Below are 18,556 nucleotides of genomic sequence, written 5' to 3' on the forward strand. Positions count from 1 at the left end.
GAGCTGGCCCGTTGCTTGCAATAACTTAGACATCGAACTTATCTTGACAGCCTCCGGTCCGGTGCTAGCATACGAAAATATCTTCGACGTCTAAGGTAATCATGAAAGAGACCGGCACGTTCTTCCTTGTAGTGGGCCCCAGCGGCGCAGGCAAGGATTCCCTCATCGATGGTGCGCGCGCCGCGCTCGACCACAGCGAGTACGTGTTTGCGCGGCGCGTCATCACGCGTCCGAGCGGATCGCCCGGTGAAGACCATGAAGGCGTGGCCGAGGACGAGTTCACCGAACGCGAACGCAACGGCGAGTTCCTGGTGACCTGGAACGCGCACGGGCTGCGCTACGGGCTGCCGCAGTGGCTGGTGGGACTGCTGGAGGCCGGCAAACACGTCGTCGCCAACGGCTCGCGCGGCGTGATCGCCATGCTGGCGCGGCAGCTGCCCCGCTTCGTCGTGGTCAACGTGACCGCGCCGCACGAGGTGCTGGCGCAGCGGATCGCCGCGCGCGGGCGCGAATCTGGCGATGACGTGCTGCGTCGCGTGTCGCGCCAGGCGCCGCCGATGCCCGATGGCGTCCGGTGCGTCACGGTCTCGAACGACAGCACGCTGGATCTCGGCGTGGCGCGTTTCACCGATGCCCTGAAGCACGGCCTCCATGCCGATGCCGCCGCGCATCCTGCAAGCCGGCGCCACCTGGCCGCGAAGCTGGACGGCCGGCCACTGGATGAAGGCGCCTACGAAGCCATCCTGCGCGATGCCATTGCGGGCCGCTACACCGAGCAGGAACTCACGGCCTTCCTGACCGCCGCCACGCGCTCGCTCGACGACGCCGAGGTGGTCGCGCTGGCCCGCGCGCGCACCCGCTTCACCCCGCGCATCGAATGGGACGAGCCGATCGTCGTGGACAAGCATTCCATGGGCGGCGTCCCGGGCAGCCGCATCACGCTGATCGTGGTCCCGATCGTCGCCGCCTACGGGCTGGCGATGCCGAAGACTTCCTCGCGCGCGATCACGTCGGCGGCCGGCACGGCCGATGCCATGGAGACCATCGCGCGCGTGGACCTGACCCATGACGACGTGCGCCGCTGCGTGGCCGAAGCGCGCGCGTGCATCGCTTGGAACGGCCGCATGAACCATTCGGTCATCGACGACGTCATGAACGCCATCACACGCCCGCTCGGGCTCGATTCGCGCCGCTGGGCCGTGGCGTCCATCCTGTCGAAGAAGGCCACCGCCGGCGCCACCCACGTGATCGTCGATATTCCCTATGGTCCCCAGACCAAGCTGTCCACGCGCGCCGACGCCGAGGCGCTCGCGTCGCTGTTCGATGAAGTCGGCAAGGGGCTGGGCCTGCACGTCCGCGCGTGCGTCACGGACGGCACCCGGCCGATCGGCCGCGGCATCGGCCCTGCGCTGGAAGTCCGCGACGTCCGGCTGGTCCTCGATAACCACCCCGACGCCCCCGCCGACCTGCGCGAAAAGGCCTTGCGCTTCGCGGGCGAGATCATCGCCTTCGATCCGCGGGTGGAGTCGCCGGCGCAAGGCCTGCGCATTGCCACCGCGCTGCTCGACGACGGCAATGCCAGGGCCGCGTTCGACCGGATTGCCGCCGCGCAGGGCATCCGCCCCGATCCCGTGGCGCCGGGTTCGCATACCCATCTCGCCATCGCCCCGGCATCCGGCCGTGTCGGCGCCATCAACGGCTGGCAGATCTCGGGCATTGCGCGGGCGGCGGGCGCGCCGCGTCGCGCGGGCGCGGGCATCGACCTGCTGTGCACGATCGGCGAGTCCGTCGCGGCGGGCGAACCGCTGTACCGCATCCATGCAGAGAGCGCCGAAGCGCTCGCCGCGGCCGTCGCCCTGACGCGGCCTGCCGGCGAATGCCCGGGCGCAGTGCGCGTTGATCCCGATTGACCTGGCCTTCCCTTTCCCCCACCCTAGCCGACGAGGCATACATACCAATGAGACCCCTATCCGTCGTCCGTAGTCTGGCATCGCTGCTGTTTGTCGCGGGCAGCCTGGGCACCCTGCCCGGGCGGGCCGAAGCCAATATCGCCAGCACGTTTCCGCAGAAGCCGATCCGCATGGTCGTCACATTCCCGGCCGGCGGCGGCACGGATGCGCTGGCGCGGCTGATCGGCAACGACCTCAGCAAAACCCTGGGACAACCCGTTGTGGTCGACAACCGGCCCGGCGCCAGCGGCAACATCGGCGCCGAGTTCGTCGCCAAGAGCCCGGCCGATGGCTATACGCTGCTGATCGTCAACAGCAGCTTTGCCATCAACCCCGGTGTCTTCAAGAAGCTGCAGTTCGACCCGAAGAACGACTTCAGCGCGGTCATCACCTTTGCGTCGGTCCCGTCGGTTATCTCCGTCCCGCAGAATTCCGGCATCCACACCTTCAAGGACCTGCTGGCCGCCGGCAAGAGCGCCACGCCGCCAAGCTATGCATCATGCGGCAACGGCACGCCGCAGCACCTGGCTGGCGAGCTGCTCAAGATGTCGTCGAAAATCGACATGCTGCACGTGCCCTACAAGGGCTGCGCGCCTGCGATCGCCGATGTGCTGGGCGGACAGGCGCAAGTCAGCATCAACACGCTGCCCAACACCGTTCCCTACCTCAAGAGCAACAAGCTGCGCGCGCTCGCCGTCACGTCAAAGGTGCGCTCGCCGCTACTGCCCGACGTGCCCACGGTCAGCGAACTTGGCGTGGCCGGCTATGACGTGGACCAGTGGTTCGGCATCCTCGCGCCCGCGAACACGCCGCCCGAAGTCGTGCAGAAGCTGAACGCGGAGATCGCCCGCGCCGTGGCCAAGCCGGAGATCAAGGCATCGCTCGCGCAGCTCGGCTTCGCGGCCACGACCAGCACCCCGGCCGAATTCCAGAAGCTGGTGAACAGCGACATCGATCGCTGGCAGAAACTGGTGTCCAGGATCAACCTGAACCTCGACTGACACCGCCTGGGGCGTCGACCCGACGCCATCAGGCAGCTCCCCGCCCGAATACCTTCGTTGCCGCACGGGCGCCCGCCAGCCCTCGTGGGAATGCGCTCGTCCTGCCGCCTGCGCGGCAGCGCATAAAACCAGAAGACAGAAAATCAGAACACCAATATGAAGCTCACGCAAAGCAAGACCTTGCGAGGCATCGCCATGGCGATGACGGCGCTGGTGTGGACCGGCGCGGCACAGGCACAGCGGCCGCTCGCACTGCCTTCGGCAATCAGGCGGCCGTGATCGTGCAGATCTTCGACAGCATGTAGCCGACACCGGCAATCCGGTGCTCGTGCCGCGGCGCAAAGGCTTTCAGGTGCGCGTCGAGGCAGCGGTCAATCGCCTTGCAAGCTCCGTCATCCCGAAAGCCGGGAAGGAATGAAATCGAAACGTCCGGCATCGGATAGTCGAGCAGCCGCGCTTCCGCCATCCGCGTGTAGACGTTGCCATCACGGAATTCCGCGGGGATATCCGTCCACTGCGGCAGGAGTTTCGTGGTGCTGCGAGCCAGCTCCGAATCGGTGATGGTGTCCAGGTCGGCACGGGAAATCGAGTAGGTCATGGGGCGTCCTCCTTGTGAAGCATCGGTTTGCCGCGCCGTGGGCACAGGCAAATCAGCCGCCGCCCTGACTCGCCGCGGCCAGTCTCCGGTGACAAGACTAAGGCGTGCAGCAATTCCCGGCCATGCAAAGCGCGTCATCCACTTTGCAGTTCATGCCAGCGCGTTGCCGGCACGTGTGTACGCCCCTTCCCGCTTAATGCTGTGACGCCCCCGCCGCGCCAATCCCCGTCATCGACCGCACGAACTGCGCCCCGAAGCGACGGCGTTCCGCCGCAGCCTGCGCCGACTTGTCCAGCACCGACACCAGCCATGCGCAGGCAAATGCCAGCGTCATGGAAAACAACGCAGGGTTGGCATATGGGAAGACCGGCTTGTCATGGTGCAGCAGGCCCACCCACACCGTAGGCCCGAGCACCAGCAGTGCCACCGCAGACCCCAGCCCTGCGAGACTCCCCGCCACTGCGCCCTTGGTAGTCAGTCCTTTCCAGAACATCGACAGGAACAGCACCGGGAAGTTGACCGATGCGGCAATGGCCAGCACCAGCCCGGACAGGAACGCGATGTTCTGCTTCTCGAACAGCACGCCCAGCACCATCGCCAGCAGCCCGATCACGACGGTGGCCGCCTTCGAGACACGGATCTCGTCCTTCTCGTTGGCGCGCCCTTGCCGGAACACGTTGGCGTACAGGTCGTGCGACACCGCCGACGCACCGGACAGCGCCAGGCCTGCCACCACGGCGAGAATGGTTGCGAACGCCACCGCCGAGATAAAGCCGAGGAACCAGTCTCCGCCAATGGCATGGGCGAGATGCACCGCCACCATGTTGCTGCCGCCAATCAGCTTGCCCGCCGCATCGCGGTACGCCGGATCGCCACCGACCATGACGATGGCACCAAAGCCGACTACCAGGATCAGCACGTAGAAGTAGCCGATGAAGCCGGTCGCATACAGGACGGACTTGCGCGCTTCCCGCGCATCCGCCACGGTGAAGAAGCGCATCAGGATGTGTGGCAGGCCTGCCGTACCGAACATCATGCCGACGCCAAGCGAAATGGCATCGATCGGGTTGGACACCAGGCCGCCCGGCGACAGGATGGCCAGGCCCTTCTCATGCACCTTCGCGGCCCCCGCGAACATCGCTTCCGGGCTGTAGCCGAAATGGGACAGCACCATGACCGCCATGAACGTGACCCCGCCCAGCAGCAGCACGGCCTTGATGATCTGGACCCATGTGGTCGCCAGCATGCCGCCGAACAGCACGTACAGCACCATCAGCACGCCGACGATGACCACGGCCGATTCATAGCTGGTGCCGAACAGCAGTTCGATCAGCTTGCCGGCGCCGACCATCTGCGCGACCAGATACATGATCACGACGGTCAGCGTGCCGAATGCGGCCGTGATGCGCACGGGCTTCTGCGACAGCCGGTAGGACACCACGTCGGCGAAGGTATAGCGGCCCAGGTTGCGCAGCCGCTCGGCAACGATGAACAGGATGATCGGCCAGCCGGCGACCACGCCGAGCGCATAGATCAGCCCGTCGTAGCCCTTGTCGAACATCATCGCCGAGATGCCGAGAAACGATGCGGCCGAGACCATGTCGCCGGCGATCGCCAGGCCGTTCTGGAAGCCGGTCAGGCCACCACCGGCAGCATAGAAGTCCGATGCCGAACGCGTGCGGCGCGCCGCCCAGCGCGTGATGCCGAGCGTGAACAGCACGAACAGCGTGAACATCGCGATGGCGCTCCAGTTCAGTGGCCGGCGCGTGACTTCGCCCTGGATGGCGGGAGCGGCCAGCGCTGCGCTGCTGGCCAGGCCCATGGCGACCATGGACAGATTGCGGAGAATCGGCTTCATGCTTCGCACTCCTTGCGCAGGCGCTCGTTGATCGGGTCGAGTTCGGTGTTGGCCTTGCGGACATAGACCGCGGTGAGCACGATGGCCGCGACGATGATGCCCACGCCGACCGGGATGCCGAGCGTCATGACGCCGCCGCCAAACGGGGTGCCGAGCGCCGCCGGCGCAAAGGCGAGCAGCAGGATGAATCCGAAGTAGATGGCCAGCATCACCACCGTGAGCATCCAGCCCAGGCGTGCCCGCCTGCTGGCCAACTTGATAAAGTCGGGGTGTTGCTGGAGGGTCTCCAGTCGTTGCGCGTCCATTTGGTCTCCTTTGGCGCGAGGGTCGGCGTGGCGCCTCTTGGCGGGCGCCATCGTCTTGTCAGAACTGCTGCTTGATTGCTCTCGAAGGTTTGCTCCCTCTCCCGCAAGCGGGCGAGGGAGCGAACCATCGGTATGCGTTATCGGTCGTTGGGCTGTCAGATCGCTCCGACCGGCTGTTCGTGCGTGGCCTTCGGCCGCATGTCCAGCACGCGGCGCGCCTTGCCGGTACTGGTGCGTTCAATGCCCTCGGCCTCCAACACCTGCACGCGCGTGGTGACGCCCACGTAGGTCTTGATCTGGTCCTTGAGTTCTCGCTCCAGCGTCGCGCGGTCATCGCTGCCGAGGCCGCCGGCCTGCGGGCGCGCTTCGACGCGCACTTCAAGCTTGTCGAGGTGCCCGTCGCGCGTGACCACGAGCTGGTATTGCGGCGCCAGTGCCGGCGCCTTCAGGATCAGTTCCTCGATCTGCGACGGGAACACGTTCACGCCACGGATGATCAGCATGTCGTCCGAACGCCCAGTGATCTTGCCGATGCGGCGCATCGAGCGCGACGTCGGCGGCAGCAGGCGCGTCAGGTCGCGCGTGCGGTAACGGATGACCGGCAGCGCTTCCTTGGTCAGCGAGGTGAACACCAGCTCGCCCTCCTCGCCGTCGGGCAGCACTTCACCGGTCACCGGATCGATGATCTCCGCGTAGAAATGGTCTTCCCAGATGACCGGGCCGTCCTTGCTTTCGATGCATTCGCACGCCACGCCCGGACCCATGACTTCGGACAGGCCGTAGATATCCACCGCATCGATGCCGGCGCGCGCCTCGATCTCCGCGCGCATCGCATCGGTCCACGGCTCGGCGCCGAAGATGCCGATCTTCAGCGAGCTTTCGGCCGGGTCCATGCCCTGTCGCATCATCTCCTCGATCAGGTTCAGCATGTACGACGGCGTGACCATGATGATGTTCGGTTGGAACTCGCGGATCAGCTGTACCTGTTTCTCGGTCTGTCCGCCCGACATCGGGATCACCGTGCAGCCGGCCTTCTCGGCGCCGTAGTGCGCCCCCAGGCCGCCCGTGAACAGGCCGTAGCCGTAGCTCACGTGGACCAGGTCACCCGCACGGCCACCCGCGGCGCGGATGGAGCGCGCCACCACGCTGGCCCAGGTGTCGATGTCGCGCGCGGTGTAGCCCACCACGGTCGGCTTGCCCGTCGTCCCGCTGGAGGCATGCACGCGCGCCACCTTTTCGCGCGGCACGGCAAACATGCCGAACGGGTAGTTGTCGCGCAAATCCTGCTTGCCCAGAAATGGGAACTTCGACAGGTCCGACAGCTGCTTCAGGTCGTCCGGATGCACGCCCGCTGCGTCGAACGCCTTGCGGTAGTGCGGCACGTTGTCATAGGCATGGCGCACGCTCCATTTCAGCCGTTCCAGTTGCAGCGCCTGCAATTCATCGCGGCTGGCGCGCTCGATCGGCTCCAGCTCGTCGGGGTGGGAGGTGCGTTGAACCATTGTCTACTCCATCGTTATCGTGGCGCCGCATGCATGGGGGCAGGCGCGGGGAACTACGGTAATTCGTGCAGGGGATCAGATATGCGAGCGGCTCTGCACCACGCGGAAGCGGTTGGCCACGAACGCCGCGTCGGACAGCGACGCGTTGGCGGCCGGGTTGGCGCCGGTGGCGTGGAAATCGCTGAACGCCGCCGACTGGTTGACGAACACGCCGCCGGTCAGGTTGAGCGACAGCGCCACGCCGGCATCTTCGGCCGCGTCGCGGATGGCATCGGCCACGCTATCGTCGGTGGTGTACGCGGACAGCGTCAGCGCGCCATGCTCCTTCGCGCCGCGGCGCGCCACGGCAATGCTGTGCGCGGTGTCGTTGGTGGCGACTACGAAGGAGATCGGGCCGAACAGTTCTTGCATGATCTTGCCTTCATCGCTCGCATCGACCTTCAGCACCAGCGGCGTATGGATGCGCGCGCCAGGGAACTCCGGATGCTGCAGCGCGCGGCTGTCGATGACGATTTCGCCCAGCGTGCGCGACGCCTCGATACGTTGCACCACGCCGTCATTCTGGATCGCGCCCAGCAGTTCCACCGCCCTGGCGGCGTCGCCCGTGAGCTTGCCCACGGCATCGCCGATGGCGCTGGCAACCTGATCGAAGCTCAGGCGCCCTTCCGGCGTATCGATGCCATCCTTCGGCACATAGATGTTCTGCGGGGCCGTGCACATCTGGCCCGAGTAAAGCGCCAGCGAGAACGCGATATTGCGCACCATGCCCTTGAAGTCGCTGGTCGAGTCGATGACGACCTGGTTCACGCCGGCCTTCTCGGTGTACACCTGCGCCTGATGCGCATTGCGCTCCAGCCAGTCGCCGTTGGCGGTGCTGCCGGTGAAGTCGATCAGGCGGACTTCCGGGCGCAGCGCCAGGGTCGACGCCATGCGCTCGGTCGGGTCGTTGGCCACCAGCGTGACGAGGTTCGGATCGAAGCCTGCTTCCTGCAGGACTTCACGCGCCACTTCCACAGTGATCGCCAGCGGCAGGATCGCGCCCGGATGCGGCTTGACCACCACGGCATTGCCGGTAGCCAGGCTCGCGAACAGGCCGGGATAGCCGTTCCAGGTCGGGAACGTGCAGCAGCCGATCACCAGGCCCACGCCGCGCGGCACCACGGTGTACTGCTTCACCATGCGCAGCGGGTCGTTCTTGCCTTGCGGTTTTTCCCAGACGGCGCGCTTGGGAATGCGGCGCATCTCGTTCCATGCATAGGCCACGGCTTCCAGGCCGCGGTCCTGCGCGTGCGGGCCGCCGGCCTGGAACGCCATCATGAAGGCCTGGCCGGTGGTGTGCATGACCGCATAGGCGATCTCGAAACTGCGGCGGTTCAGGCGGTGCAGGATCTCCAGCGACACGCCGACCCAGACCTCGGGTCCGGCCTTGCGCCAGGCGGGCATGCCTTCGGCCATGCCGGCGAAAAGCTGGTCGAGATCGGGCTTCGGATAGGTGACGCCGAGTTCCGATCCGTAGGGAGAGACTTCCTTGCCAGCCTGTCCGACGGTGCCCGGCTGCGTCAGCGCAAACGGCTTGTTCAGGCGCGCTTCAAAGGCGGCCTTGCCGTCAGCGTTGGCGGTCTCGCCATAGGCCTTGGGGCTGGGCGATTCGGAGAACGGGCTCCAGTAGCCGCGCTCGGCGATCGCCTGGGTGGCTTGGTCCAGCAGGGCCTGGTGACGCGTGAAAAACGGATGGGACACGGCTTGCTCCGGAAAACAGGTTCTTGAATGGCTTGAGTGGGGACTGGAAACGCTTCAGGTTTCCTGGTCGAAATCGATGACCAGCTTGTCGGTGACGGCGTAGCTCTGGCAGCTCAGGATGAAGCCGCGCGCGACTTCGTAGTCTTCGAGCGCGAAGTTGACGTCCATGTCGACCTCGCCCTCGATGCGCTTGCAGCGGCAGGTCGAGCAGACGCCGCCCTTGCATGAGTACGGCAGCTCTATGCCTTGCGCCAGCGCGGCGTCGAGGATGGTCTCCTTGTTCTTCTCCAGGGTGAACTGGCGCGTGCGGCCGTCCTGGATCACGGTGACTTCGCACTGCTGCTGGCCGACCTGCTTGTGCGCATGGGCCGCCGGGCGCGCCGCCGGAATACTGGTGGCGAACAGCTCGCGCTTGATGCGTCCCTTGTCCACGCCGCTTTCCTGCAGCGCCTGCGAGACCTCTTCCATCATCGCGTGCGGGCCGCAGATGAAGGCCACGTCGATGTCCTGGGGGCGCACCCAGTGGCGCAGCAGCGCGCGCACCTTGTCGCCGTCGATGCGGCCGTTGAACAGGTCGATGTCGAGTTGCTCGCGGCTCAGCACGAAAGCCAGGTTGAAGCGCTCCAGGTAGCTGTCCTTCAGGTCTTCGAGTTCTTCCTTGAACAGCACCGAGGATGATGCCCGGTTGCCGTAGAACAGCGTGAAGCGGCTGTCCGGCTCGGTCATCAGCGTGGTCTTGATGATCGACAGCATCGGCGTGATGCCGCTGCCCGCGGCAAAGGCAACGTAGTGCTTGCTGTGCGTTTCTGACAGCGGCACGTGGAAATGCCCGGATGGCGGCATGACGTCGAGCGTCATGCCGGGTTGCAGCGCATCGTTGGCCCAGTTCGAGAACATGCCGCCCTCCACGCGCTTGATGGCCACGCGCAGGCGCCGGTCCTGCACCGCGGAGCAGATCGAGTACGAGCGGCGCACGTCCTCGCCGCCGATGCCGGCGCGCAGCGTCAGGTGCTGGCCCTGCACGTAGCGGTAGGTATCGGCCAGATCGTCAGGGACGGCGAAGGTCACCGCCACGGCATCGCGCGTTTCGCGCGTCACGCTGGCGACGGTCAGTTCATGGAATTTGCTCATTTCGGGCTCCTGGCTCGATGCGGCTCAATGCGCCTTGAAGTAGTCGAACGATTCCTTGCAGTCGCCGCAGCGGTACAGGGCCTTGCAGGCGGTCGAGCCGAACTGGCTGACCAGGCGGGTATGGCGAGAGCCACAGTGCGGGCACGCGACCACCAGTGCCGGCGACGCCTTGCGGCTGATGCCGCTGATGTCGACCACCTGCTGGGCGGGCGGCGCGATGCCGTAGCCGGACAGGCTGGCCTTGCCGCGCGCGCTCATCCAGTCGGTGGTCCAGGCCGGCGCCAGGCGCGTCTGCACGCGAACGTGGCCAACGCCCTGCGCGGCCAACACGCGTTCGATATCGTCTCGGATCACGGTCATGGCCGGGCAGCCCGAGTAGGTCGGCGTGATGGTGATAATGCAGGTCTCGTCGATCCAGGCCACGTCGCGGACGATGCCCAGATCCACCACGGAGATCACCGGGATCTCGGGGTCCGGCACCTGCTCAAGCCAGGCCCAGACCTGCGCCACGCTGGCGCGTTCCAGCACTTGCGCGGACATGGCGCTCACCACTGCGCGCCGGGATAGGCGCGCTGCAGGAACTGCATCTCGGCCAGCAGGTAGCCGAGGTGTTCGGTATGGCGGCCGTGGCGACCACCGGACTGCGACCATCCGCCGGCCGGGAGGCGCAACGTAGCGTCTTCCAGCACCTCGCTCACGTGGCGCAGCCACGGCTCGACCAGCGTGGCCGGGTCCACCGCAACGCCCTGCGCGACCAGTGCTGAATCCACGGCATCGGACTCGAACAGTTCGCCGGTGAACATCCACAAGTCATCGATGGCATTCTGCATGCGGCGATGGCTTTCTTCCGTGCCATCGCCCAGGCGCACCACCAGGTCGGCGCTGCGGCGCACGTGGTAGGTCACCTCTTTCAGCGACTTGGCGGCGATCTCGGCAATACGTGCATCGGTCGAATACTGCAGCCGCTCCAGCACGAAGTAGTGCCACGTATCGAACAGGAACTGCCGCGCCAGCGTATCGGCGTAGCTGCCGTTGGGCTGCTCGACCAGCAGCAGGTTGCGGAACTGGTGGGCGTCGCGCAGGTAGGCAAGCTGGTCGGCGCTGCGGCCCTCGCCTTCCACTTCGGCCGCGTAGCCGAGCCACAGGCGGGTCTGCCCGATCAGGTCCAGCGCCACATTGGTGAGCGCGATGTCTTCTTCCAGCGCGGGGCCGCGGCCGCACCATTCCGACAGGCGCTGGCCGAGCACCAGCGTGGTATCGCCCAGGCGCTGCAGGTATTCGAACTTGTGTGGGTCCATGGTGGATGCGTCCTCGCGCCTGGAATCAGATGTGCTTGACCTCTTCCGGCATCGGGAAGAAGGTGGGGTGACGGTAGACCTTGCTGTTGGCGGGCTCGAACAGCGGGCCCTTGTCGCCAGGGCTGCTGGCGACCACGTCGGCGGCCTTCACCACCCAGACGCTCACGCCCTCGTTGCGGCGCGTGTAGACGTCACGCGCATGGTTGATCGCCATTTCGCCGTCCGGCGCGTGCAGGCTGCCCACATGCTTGTGGGCCAGGCCGTGCTGGCTGCGGATAAATATCTCCCAAAGCGGCCACTCTTTCATGGCAACTCTCCTGTCAGGTTTGCGGGGTTGGCCGGCGCCGTGGCGCCGGAATGCTCAGGCGGCGGCGCGCGCTTGCTTGTCGGCGTGGGCCACCAGCGCTTCACGGAACCAGGCGCCGTCGTCCCAGGCCTTGACGCGGGTGCGCAGGCGGTCGCGGTTGCACGGGCCATTGCCGCGCACCACGTTGTAGAACTCGTCCCAGTCGATGGCGCCGAAATCGTAGTGGCCGCGCTCCTCGTTCCACTTCAGGTCCGGATCGGGAACGGTCAGGCCGAGGTGCTCGGCCTGCGGCACGGTCTGGTCCACCATCTTCTGGCGCAGCTCGTCGTTGGAGAACAGCTTGATGCGCCATTGCATCGATTGCGCGCTGTTGGGCGAATCGGCATCGGATGGGCCGAACATCATCAGCGCCGGCCACCACCAGCGGTTCAGCGCGTCCTGCGCCATCTGCTTCTGCTCCGCCGTGCCCTGGCACAGCTTGAGCAGGATGTCGTAGCCCTGGCGCTGGTGGAACGACTCTTCCTTGCACACGCGCACCATGGCACGCGCATAGGGCCCGAACGAGCAGCGGCACAGCGGCACCTGGTTGATGATGGCCGAGCCATCGACCAGCCAGCCGATGGCGCCGATATCCGCCCAGCTCAGCGTCGGGTAGTTGAAGATGCTCGAATACTTGGCCTTGCCGGAGTGCAGGTCGCCCAGCAACGCGTCGCGCGACACGCCCAGCGTTTCGGCGGCGCTGTACAGGTAGAGGCCGTGGCCGGCTTCGTCCTGGATCTTGGCCAGCAGCACGGCCTTGCGTTCGAGCGTCGGGGCACGCGTGACCCAGTTGCCTTCCGGCAGCTGGCCGACGATCTCGGAATGCGCGTGCTGCGAGATCTGGCGGATCAGGGTCTTGCGGTAAGCCTCGGGCATCCAGTCCTTGGCTTCGATCTTGATGCCGGCGTCCACGCGCGCCTGGAACTCGCGTTCCTGCGGGTCCATCTCTTCCATCGCGCGGAGCCTGGTTGCCCCGGTTTCCACCAACTGTGCGTACATGCCGTACTCCGATCTGTAGGGTCTTGACCTGCGTCAAATCATTCGGTTGCAGTGGATCATAGTGATACAATTTGATTCAAACAATCGACGCTTGTGTATCACTTTAAGGTGCAGGCATGGCCCCCCGATCGGAGATGGACCCTGTTTCCCCGCAGGTCGTGCGGCTTGCGCGTGGCCTCAAGCTCGGGGCCAATTCCATGCTGGTGACACTGTTCGGCGATGTAGTGGCGCCACGGCCGCAGGCGCTATGGCTGGGCAGCCTGATCCGCCTCGCCGCGCCGTTCGGCATCAATGACCGGCTGGTGCGCACCGCCACGTTCCGGCTGGCGGCCGATGACTGGCTCGATGCCACGCGGATCGGGCGACGCAGCTACTACGGCTTGTCGGAGGCCGGCTTGCAGCGCTGCGTTCATGCCGGCAAGCGCATCTATGCCGGCGACGCGCCCGACTGGGACGGCCGCTGGACGCTGGCGCTGGTGCGTGGCGACGCGCGCGCGACGATCCGCCAGCGGCTCAAGCGCGAACTGCTGTGGGAGGGCTTCGGCGCGATCGCCCCGGGCGTGTATGCGCACCCGAATGCCGACGCGGGCTCGCTGGGCGAGATCCTCCGCGCCGCGCAGGCGCAGGATTTCGTGGCGATCATGGAAGCGACCAGTCTGGAGGCATTCTCGATCCGCCCGCTGCAGACGCTGATGCACCAGACTTTCAAGCTCGGCGACGTGGCCTCCGCGTGGCAGGCGCTGCTGCGCCGCTTCTCGCCGGTGCTGGCCGACGCACACGGCATGTTGCCGGCCGATGCGTTTTTCGTGCGCACCCTGCTGCTGCACGAATACCGCCGCGTGCTGTTGCGCGACCCCAACCTGCCCGAGCCAATGCTTCCCGCGGACTGGCCGGGCCGCACGGCGCGAAATTTGTGCCGCGACATGTACGCGGCCCTGCTCGATGCCAGCGAAGATTACTTGCGCGGTGTGGTCGAAGTCTCCGAAGGCCACCTCGTCAACGCGAACCGCGCGTTGCGCAAGCGCTTTGGCGCGGGCAGCCATGCCGAGTCCGTCCGCTAGCGGCGGCCTTGCGCACAGTGCCTGGCGCGATCCTTCACAGGCGTGCTGGCCCTGGCCGGGATGCCGGAGGCTGGGCATCCCTTCGAAACCGACCTACCGTGGAATCAGGGGCAGTCGTCCAGCTTGACCCGTCAACCTCGAACAGGACCCTTCCATGAAAGCAAAGCCATTACTGTTATCCGCCTCGGCGGCACTCGGCCTGGCCTGCGCATCGATCGTCAGCGCCGCACCGATGACCGTGTCGTCGAGCGCATTTTCCGAGAACGCTGCCATTCCCGCGGCGCATGGTGGCGGCCAGCCAGACTGCGGCGGCCAGGGCGTATCGCCCCCGATCGCGTGGTCCGGATTGCCGCCAGGCACGCGCTCCGTGGCGATCTTCATGTTCGACCCCGATGGCGCGATGGGCCTGGGGGTCTCGCACTGGGTCGCCTACAACATCGCGGCGGACCGCGGCCACCTCCAGCAGGGCGAGGGGCAGAAAGATGGCCCGGGCATCACCGTCGGCAAGAACATTGCCGGCGAGGCCACATACCGGGGACCTTGCCCGCCCCCTGGCGATGTCCCGCACCATTACATCGTGACGGTGGTCGCGACCGATCTGAAGCCAGGCGCGCTGCCCGCGGGCCTGACGCGTGACGAACTCATGGCAGCACTGAAGGGGCATGCGCGCGGCGGCGCCAGCGTGGTGGGCCGCTACGGCGGGAAATAGAAGCAGAACGGTCGGATACCAGAGGCGGCGGCATCACAAATTTGTCAAATTCGACGGCCAGAATGGGCGCTTTTGCCAGTGCGGCGGGTGCCGCGCTGAACGACAAATCCGGCAAGGAGCCCGCCTGATGTTCCGTCAAACCATCCTGGCCAGCGCCATCATGTTGGCCTGCCTTGCGCTGTCGCCGTCGCTGCAGGCGCAGACCGCCTACCCTGCCACGCTCGCCGGCCATGCGGTGCTGCCAGCCCAGAGCTACCTGCCTGTGCCGAAAGACGCGCCGGCCGACCTGCAGCTCAGCGGCAAGTTCACCACCGCACAGCGCGCCGATGCCCCCGGCACCGTAGAGGGCAAGTCGAACGGCCGGCCGACCGGCGTGTCGCTGCCGTTCCGCGGCCAGCCTGCGCAGGGCCACTCCGGCATCAAGCGCATGGCCGACGGCACCTTCTGGGTGCTGACCGACAACGGCGCGGGTGCCAAGGCCAACTCGCCGGACTTCATGCTGTACCTGAACCACTACAAGGTCGATTTCGCGAGCGGCAGGTTTCAGCGCCTGAAGACCGTGTTCCTGCACGACCCGGACAAGAAGGTGCCGTTCCGCATCGTGCATGAGGGCACCAGGGCACGCTACCTGACCGGTTCGGATTTCGACACCGAAAGCTTCCAGTTCGCCGGCGGCTCGCTCTGGATCGGCGACGAGTTCGGCCCGTTCCTGATCCAGGCCGACCTGAACGGCAAGGTGCAGGCGGTGTTCGATACGCAGGTGGATGGCAAGGTCGTACGTTCCCCCGACCATCCGGCCATGACTACGCCGGGCGCGCCCGACGGCGCGGTGAAGTTCGAGGTACGCCGCTCGAAGGGCTTCGAAGGCATGGCGTCATCGCCGGATGGCAGCAAGCTGTACGCGCTGCTTGAAGGCGCGCTGTGGAACGAAGCCAGCCGCGGCTATGAAACCGAAGACGGCAAGCCCTATCTGCGCGTGCTGGAATTCGACGTGAAGCAACGCGCCTGGACCGGACGCCACTGGAAATACGTGCTGGAAGCCGGCCATCATGCGATCGGCGACTTCAACATGATCGACGCTACCACCGGCCTGGTCATCGAGCGCGACAACGGCGAAGGCACGCCCGACAAGGCCTGCCCCGCGGGTCAGAAGCGCACCGACTGCTTCGACGACGTGGCGAAGTTCAAGCGCGTCTACAAGATCGAACTGACCGACGCCAACGCTGGCGCGCCAGTGCGCAAGATCGGCTATATCGACCTGCTGCGCATGGCCGACCCGAACCACCTGGCGCGCAAGCCGCTGACGGATGGCGTGCTGGCCTTCCCGTTCTTCACGATCGAGAACGTGGATGTCGTGGATGCCACCCACATCGTCGTGGGCAATGACAATAACCTGCCGTTCTCCAGCAGCCGTGAGCCGAATCGTGCGGATGATAACGAGCTGGTGGTGCTGGAGGTGGGGGAGTTTTTGAAGGCGAAGTGAACGTCGTAGTTCGTTTCTCTATTCCATTTGCGGGAAGTGGCGCCAGAAAGGACAGAAGCGACCACCAAGCAAGGCACTACGGAAGGTGCCCTAACGCCGCCCTCTCCCCGGGCTTCTCCCGCAAGCGGGAGAAGCGAGCAAACAGCCCTGCTACATCAGGCAGCAATACGGAACGTAGCCACCGCCTGCTTCAGCCGCTGTGCCTGCTCTTCCAGCGAGCCCGCGGCGGCCGCGGCCTGTTCGACCAGCGCGGCGTTCTGCTGCGTGACCGAATCCATCTGCGTCACGGCCTGGTTGACCTGCTCGATGCCGGCGCTCTGTTCGGCCGACGCGGCGCTGATCTCGCCCATGATGTCGGTCACGCGCTTGACCGCCTCGACGATCTCCAGCATGGTCTGGCCCGACTGCGCCACCAGCGCCGAGCCCTTCTCCACGCGATCCACCGAATCGCCGATCAGCGACTTGATCTCCTTGGCGGCGGTGGCGCTGCGCTGGGCCAGGCTGCGCACCTCGCCCGCCACCACGGCAAAGCCGCGACCCTGCTCGCCGGCGCGCGCGGCTTCCACCGCGGCGTTCAGCGCCAGGATATTGGTCTGGAACGCGATGCCCTCGATCACCGCGATAATGTCTACCACCTTCCTCGACGCGCCGTTGATCTCTTCCATGGTCTCGGCCACCTTGTCGGCCACGTCGCCGCCCTTGGCCGCGATCTCCGAGGCGTTCACCGCCAGCGAGCTGGCCTGCCTGGCGTTGTCCGCGTTCTGGCGCACGATGCTGGTCAGTTCTTCCATGCTGGCCGCGGTCTGCTGCAGCGAGGACGCCTGCTCTTCGGTACGCTGCGACAGGTCCGTGTTGCCCACCGCGATCTGGCTGGTGCCCGAGGCGATGGCCTCGGTGCCGGTGCGCACATCGCGCACGATGCGCAGGATATTGGTGTTCATCTCGCCCAGCGCGTTGAGCAGCTGACCGGTCTCGTCCTGGCTGTCCACGCGGATGCGGCTGGTCAGGTCGCCCGACGCCACCGTGCGCGCGATATCGACTGCATGTCCCAGCGGCCCGATGATGCCGCGCGTGAGCCACACCGCAAACGCGACGCCGATGGCCAGCACCAGCACGGCCAGTATGACCAGGCTGTTGCGGGCGTTGACGTAGATCGTGTTGATCTCGGCAGCCGTGGCGTCGATGCTGGTGCGCTGGATGTCGAGCAGCTTCTGGATTTCGGCCAGGTAGGCATCGCCTGCCGGCACGAACTCTTTCTCCAGCACCTCGTTGGCGCCCTCGGTATCGCCGTCCTGCTTGAGTTTGGTGATCTTGTCGCGCGAGACGTTGTACGGCTCGCGCACTTCCAGGATCTTCCGGAACGCGGCCTTCTCGGCCTCGGACGTCAGCATCGGCTGCATCTTGTCGCGCAGCGCCGCGATGCCTTCGAGCGATGCCTTGGTTTCCTTGGCGAAGAACGCGCCGAGCGACGGATCGGCGCTCTTGGCCACCGCCGTGGTGCGGCGCACGCTGGTATGCATCAGGCGGTACCAGTCGCTGACCAGCCGCTCCTTGGTCAGCGGCTGCTGCATCATGTCATGCGTGCGCTCCGCCACCTGCTGCAGGCGCAGGATGCCAAAGGCTGACATCAACGCGCAAAGCACCAGCACCACGCCAAAACCTACGCCAAGGCGTACCCCGATTCCGAAATTCTTCATTGTTCGCTTCTACCTGATCTGGACTTCTGGACCTCGATAAGGCGAAGTGCGGGCGCTCGAACGCCGCCTTTCGCTCTCGTGACCCGCCATGTCATGGCGGGCTATGGACGGGAACGGCAGCGGCGGGCCCAAACTTTAGGGTTTTCTCGAATACCCGGCGACGGAGCGGTGTGCGTGATGACCACGCGAATGGCCGGTGCGGCCCCTTCCCTCTCCTTGCGGGCCGCCCCCTCCACCACCTAGAGTAATCACAGACAGGCCGCATGAACCACCTCCGATTTCCCCCCGATGACAAGGAGTGACCGAATGAATACCCCTCCCAACCCCTTCGCGGATTTCACCAGGATGCTCGAGCAGTTCCAGCTTCCCGGCATGGACATGGGCGCCGTGATGGAAGCACGGCGCAAGGACATCGAGGCCCTTGGCGAGGCCAACAAGCTCGCTTATGAAGGCATGCAGGCGATGATGCAGAAGCAGGCCGAGATCTTCGGCCAGGCCATGCAGCAGATCCAGTCGGCCGCGCAGCAGATGAACACCGGCGGCAATCCTGCCGAAGCCATGAGCCGCCAGAACGAGTTCGTGCAGCAGGCCCTGCATCAGGCGCTGGAAAACATGCGCGAACTGGCCGAGATGGCCCGCAAGTCGCAGGCCGACGCCATGGCCGTGATCGGCAACCGCGCGCAGCAGAACATGCAGGAAGCCGGTAGCCTGCTCAAGCCGAAGTCGACCTGAGCGCGGCCCCTTCGCGACGGCCTTAGCCGGCGGTATCCGCCGGCTAAGGCCGCCCACCATGCCGCCCGGCCGGCGTGCAGACATCGAGCAACAAGGCACACCGCGCTTCCGGTCCGGTGCGCCTTGATTTTTATCAAGAGGGAGAAG

General features: G+C 65.9%; 18 protein-coding genes. 7 read left to right on the forward strand and 11 right to left on the reverse strand.

Annotated features, from left to right (window positions below):
- The first annotated feature begins 101 nt into the window (after window positions 1-101).
- The 3 genes from phnN (at window position 102) to ACIGJC_RS24280 (ending at window position 3,229) form a co-directional block, all read left to right on the forward strand.
- On the forward strand, window positions 102-1,910 hold the full coding sequence (gene phnN / locus ACIGJC_RS24270; protein ID WP_483711946.1) for a phosphonate metabolism protein/1,5-bisphosphokinase (PRPP-forming) PhnN: 1,809 nt from the start codon (window positions 102-104) through the stop codon (window positions 1,908-1,910).
- 47 nt (window positions 1,911-1,957) lie between these two features.
- Window positions 1,958-2,950 carry a tripartite tricarboxylate transporter substrate binding protein gene (locus tag ACIGJC_RS24275; RefSeq protein WP_483711947.1) on the forward strand — a complete coding sequence of 331 codons (993 nt, stop codon included), beginning with the start codon at window positions 1,958-1,960 and terminating at the stop codon, window positions 2,948-2,950.
- Between the two features lie 156 nt (window positions 2,951-3,106).
- Window positions 3,107-3,229, forward strand: coding sequence for a hypothetical protein (locus tag ACIGJC_RS24280; RefSeq protein WP_483711948.1), 123 nt, complete (start codon window positions 3,107-3,109; stop codon window positions 3,227-3,229).
- Here the strand turns inward: ACIGJC_RS24280 and ACIGJC_RS24285 are convergent.
- From ACIGJC_RS24285 to paaA, 10 genes are all read right to left on the reverse strand, one after another.
- Window positions 3,216-3,548, reverse strand: coding sequence for a hypothetical protein (locus ACIGJC_RS24285; protein ID WP_483711949.1), 333 nt, complete (start codon window positions 3,546-3,548; stop codon window positions 3,216-3,218). The genes ACIGJC_RS24280 and ACIGJC_RS24285 overlap by 14 nt on opposite strands.
- A gap of 193 nt (window positions 3,549-3,741) precedes the next feature.
- On the reverse strand, window positions 3,742-5,406 hold the full coding sequence (locus ACIGJC_RS24290; RefSeq protein ID WP_483711950.1) for a cation/acetate symporter: 1,665 nt from the start codon (window positions 5,404-5,406) through the stop codon (window positions 3,742-3,744).
- A complete protein-coding gene (locus ACIGJC_RS24295) occupies window positions 5,403-5,711 on the reverse strand; it encodes a DUF485 domain-containing protein (RefSeq protein WP_483711951.1) in 309 nt (102 codons plus the stop codon). Before ACIGJC_RS24295 ends, ACIGJC_RS24290 begins: the two co-directional genes overlap by 4 nt.
- 155 nt (window positions 5,712-5,866) lie before the next feature.
- On the reverse strand, window positions 5,867-7,213 hold the full coding sequence (paaK, locus tag ACIGJC_RS24300; protein ID WP_483711952.1) for a phenylacetate--CoA ligase PaaK: 1,347 nt from the start codon (window positions 7,211-7,213) through the stop codon (window positions 5,867-5,869).
- A gap of 75 nt (window positions 7,214-7,288) precedes the next feature.
- On the reverse strand, window positions 7,289-8,953 hold the full coding sequence (paaN, locus tag ACIGJC_RS24305; protein WP_483711953.1) for a phenylacetic acid degradation protein PaaN: 1,665 nt from the start codon (window positions 8,951-8,953) through the stop codon (window positions 7,289-7,291).
- Between the two features lie 54 nt (window positions 8,954-9,007).
- Entirely contained in the window at window positions 9,008-10,084 is a 1,077-nt protein-coding gene (gene paaE, locus ACIGJC_RS24310) for a 1,2-phenylacetyl-CoA epoxidase subunit PaaE (protein ID WP_483711954.1), read from the reverse strand.
- A gap of 24 nt (window positions 10,085-10,108) precedes the next feature.
- Window positions 10,109-10,624, reverse strand: a complete 516-nt coding sequence (gene paaD / locus ACIGJC_RS24315) for a 1,2-phenylacetyl-CoA epoxidase subunit PaaD (protein ID WP_483711955.1) — start codon at window positions 10,622-10,624, stop codon at window positions 10,109-10,111.
- Between the two features lie 5 nt (window positions 10,625-10,629).
- The gene (paaC, locus tag ACIGJC_RS24320) at window positions 10,630-11,382 is read right to left on the reverse strand and encodes a 1,2-phenylacetyl-CoA epoxidase subunit PaaC (protein WP_483711956.1); all 753 of its coding nucleotides are present in this window, start codon (window positions 11,380-11,382) and stop codon (window positions 10,630-10,632) included.
- Between the two features lie 25 nt (window positions 11,383-11,407).
- Window positions 11,408-11,689, reverse strand: a complete 282-nt coding sequence (paaB, locus tag ACIGJC_RS24325) for a 1,2-phenylacetyl-CoA epoxidase subunit PaaB (RefSeq protein WP_011299861.1) — start codon at window positions 11,687-11,689, stop codon at window positions 11,408-11,410.
- 54 nt (window positions 11,690-11,743) lie between these two features.
- Window positions 11,744-12,727 (reverse strand): 1,2-phenylacetyl-CoA epoxidase subunit PaaA, encoded by a 984-nt coding sequence (paaA, locus tag ACIGJC_RS24330; RefSeq protein ID WP_483711957.1) that lies wholly within the window; start codon window positions 12,725-12,727, stop codon window positions 11,744-11,746.
- A 116-nt stretch (window positions 12,728-12,843) separates the two neighbouring features.
- Here paaA and paaX point away from each other — a divergent pair, with 116 nt between their 5' ends.
- The 3 genes from paaX (at window position 12,844) to ACIGJC_RS24345 (ending at window position 15,980) form a co-directional block, all read left to right on the forward strand.
- Entirely contained in the window at window positions 12,844-13,788 is a 945-nt protein-coding gene (gene paaX, locus ACIGJC_RS24335) for a phenylacetic acid degradation operon negative regulatory protein PaaX (protein WP_483711958.1), read from the forward strand.
- 154 nt (window positions 13,789-13,942) lie between these two features.
- Window positions 13,943-14,497, forward strand: coding sequence for a YbhB/YbcL family Raf kinase inhibitor-like protein (locus ACIGJC_RS24340; RefSeq protein ID WP_483711959.1), 555 nt, complete (start codon window positions 13,943-13,945; stop codon window positions 14,495-14,497).
- A gap of 127 nt (window positions 14,498-14,624) precedes the next feature.
- Complete coding sequence (locus tag ACIGJC_RS24345) at window positions 14,625-15,980, forward strand: esterase-like activity of phytase family protein (RefSeq protein ID WP_483711960.1); 1,356 nt, start codon at window positions 14,625-14,627, stop codon at window positions 15,978-15,980.
- A gap of 155 nt (window positions 15,981-16,135) precedes the next feature.
- Here ACIGJC_RS24345 and ACIGJC_RS24350 read toward each other — a convergent pair whose 3' ends face one another.
- Window positions 16,136-17,677 (reverse strand): methyl-accepting chemotaxis protein, encoded by a 1,542-nt coding sequence (locus ACIGJC_RS24350; RefSeq protein ID WP_483711961.1) that lies wholly within the window; start codon window positions 17,675-17,677, stop codon window positions 16,136-16,138.
- Window positions 17,678-17,983: 306 nt separating this feature from the next.
- Between ACIGJC_RS24350 and ACIGJC_RS24355 the strand changes: the two genes are divergently transcribed.
- A complete protein-coding gene (locus tag ACIGJC_RS24355; protein ID WP_483711962.1) occupies window positions 17,984-18,409 on the forward strand; it encodes a phasin family protein in 426 nt (141 codons plus the stop codon).
- Window positions 18,410-18,556: the final 147 nt, after the last annotated feature.

This window comes from Cupriavidus sp. C3SS-1, assembly GCF_057073755.1.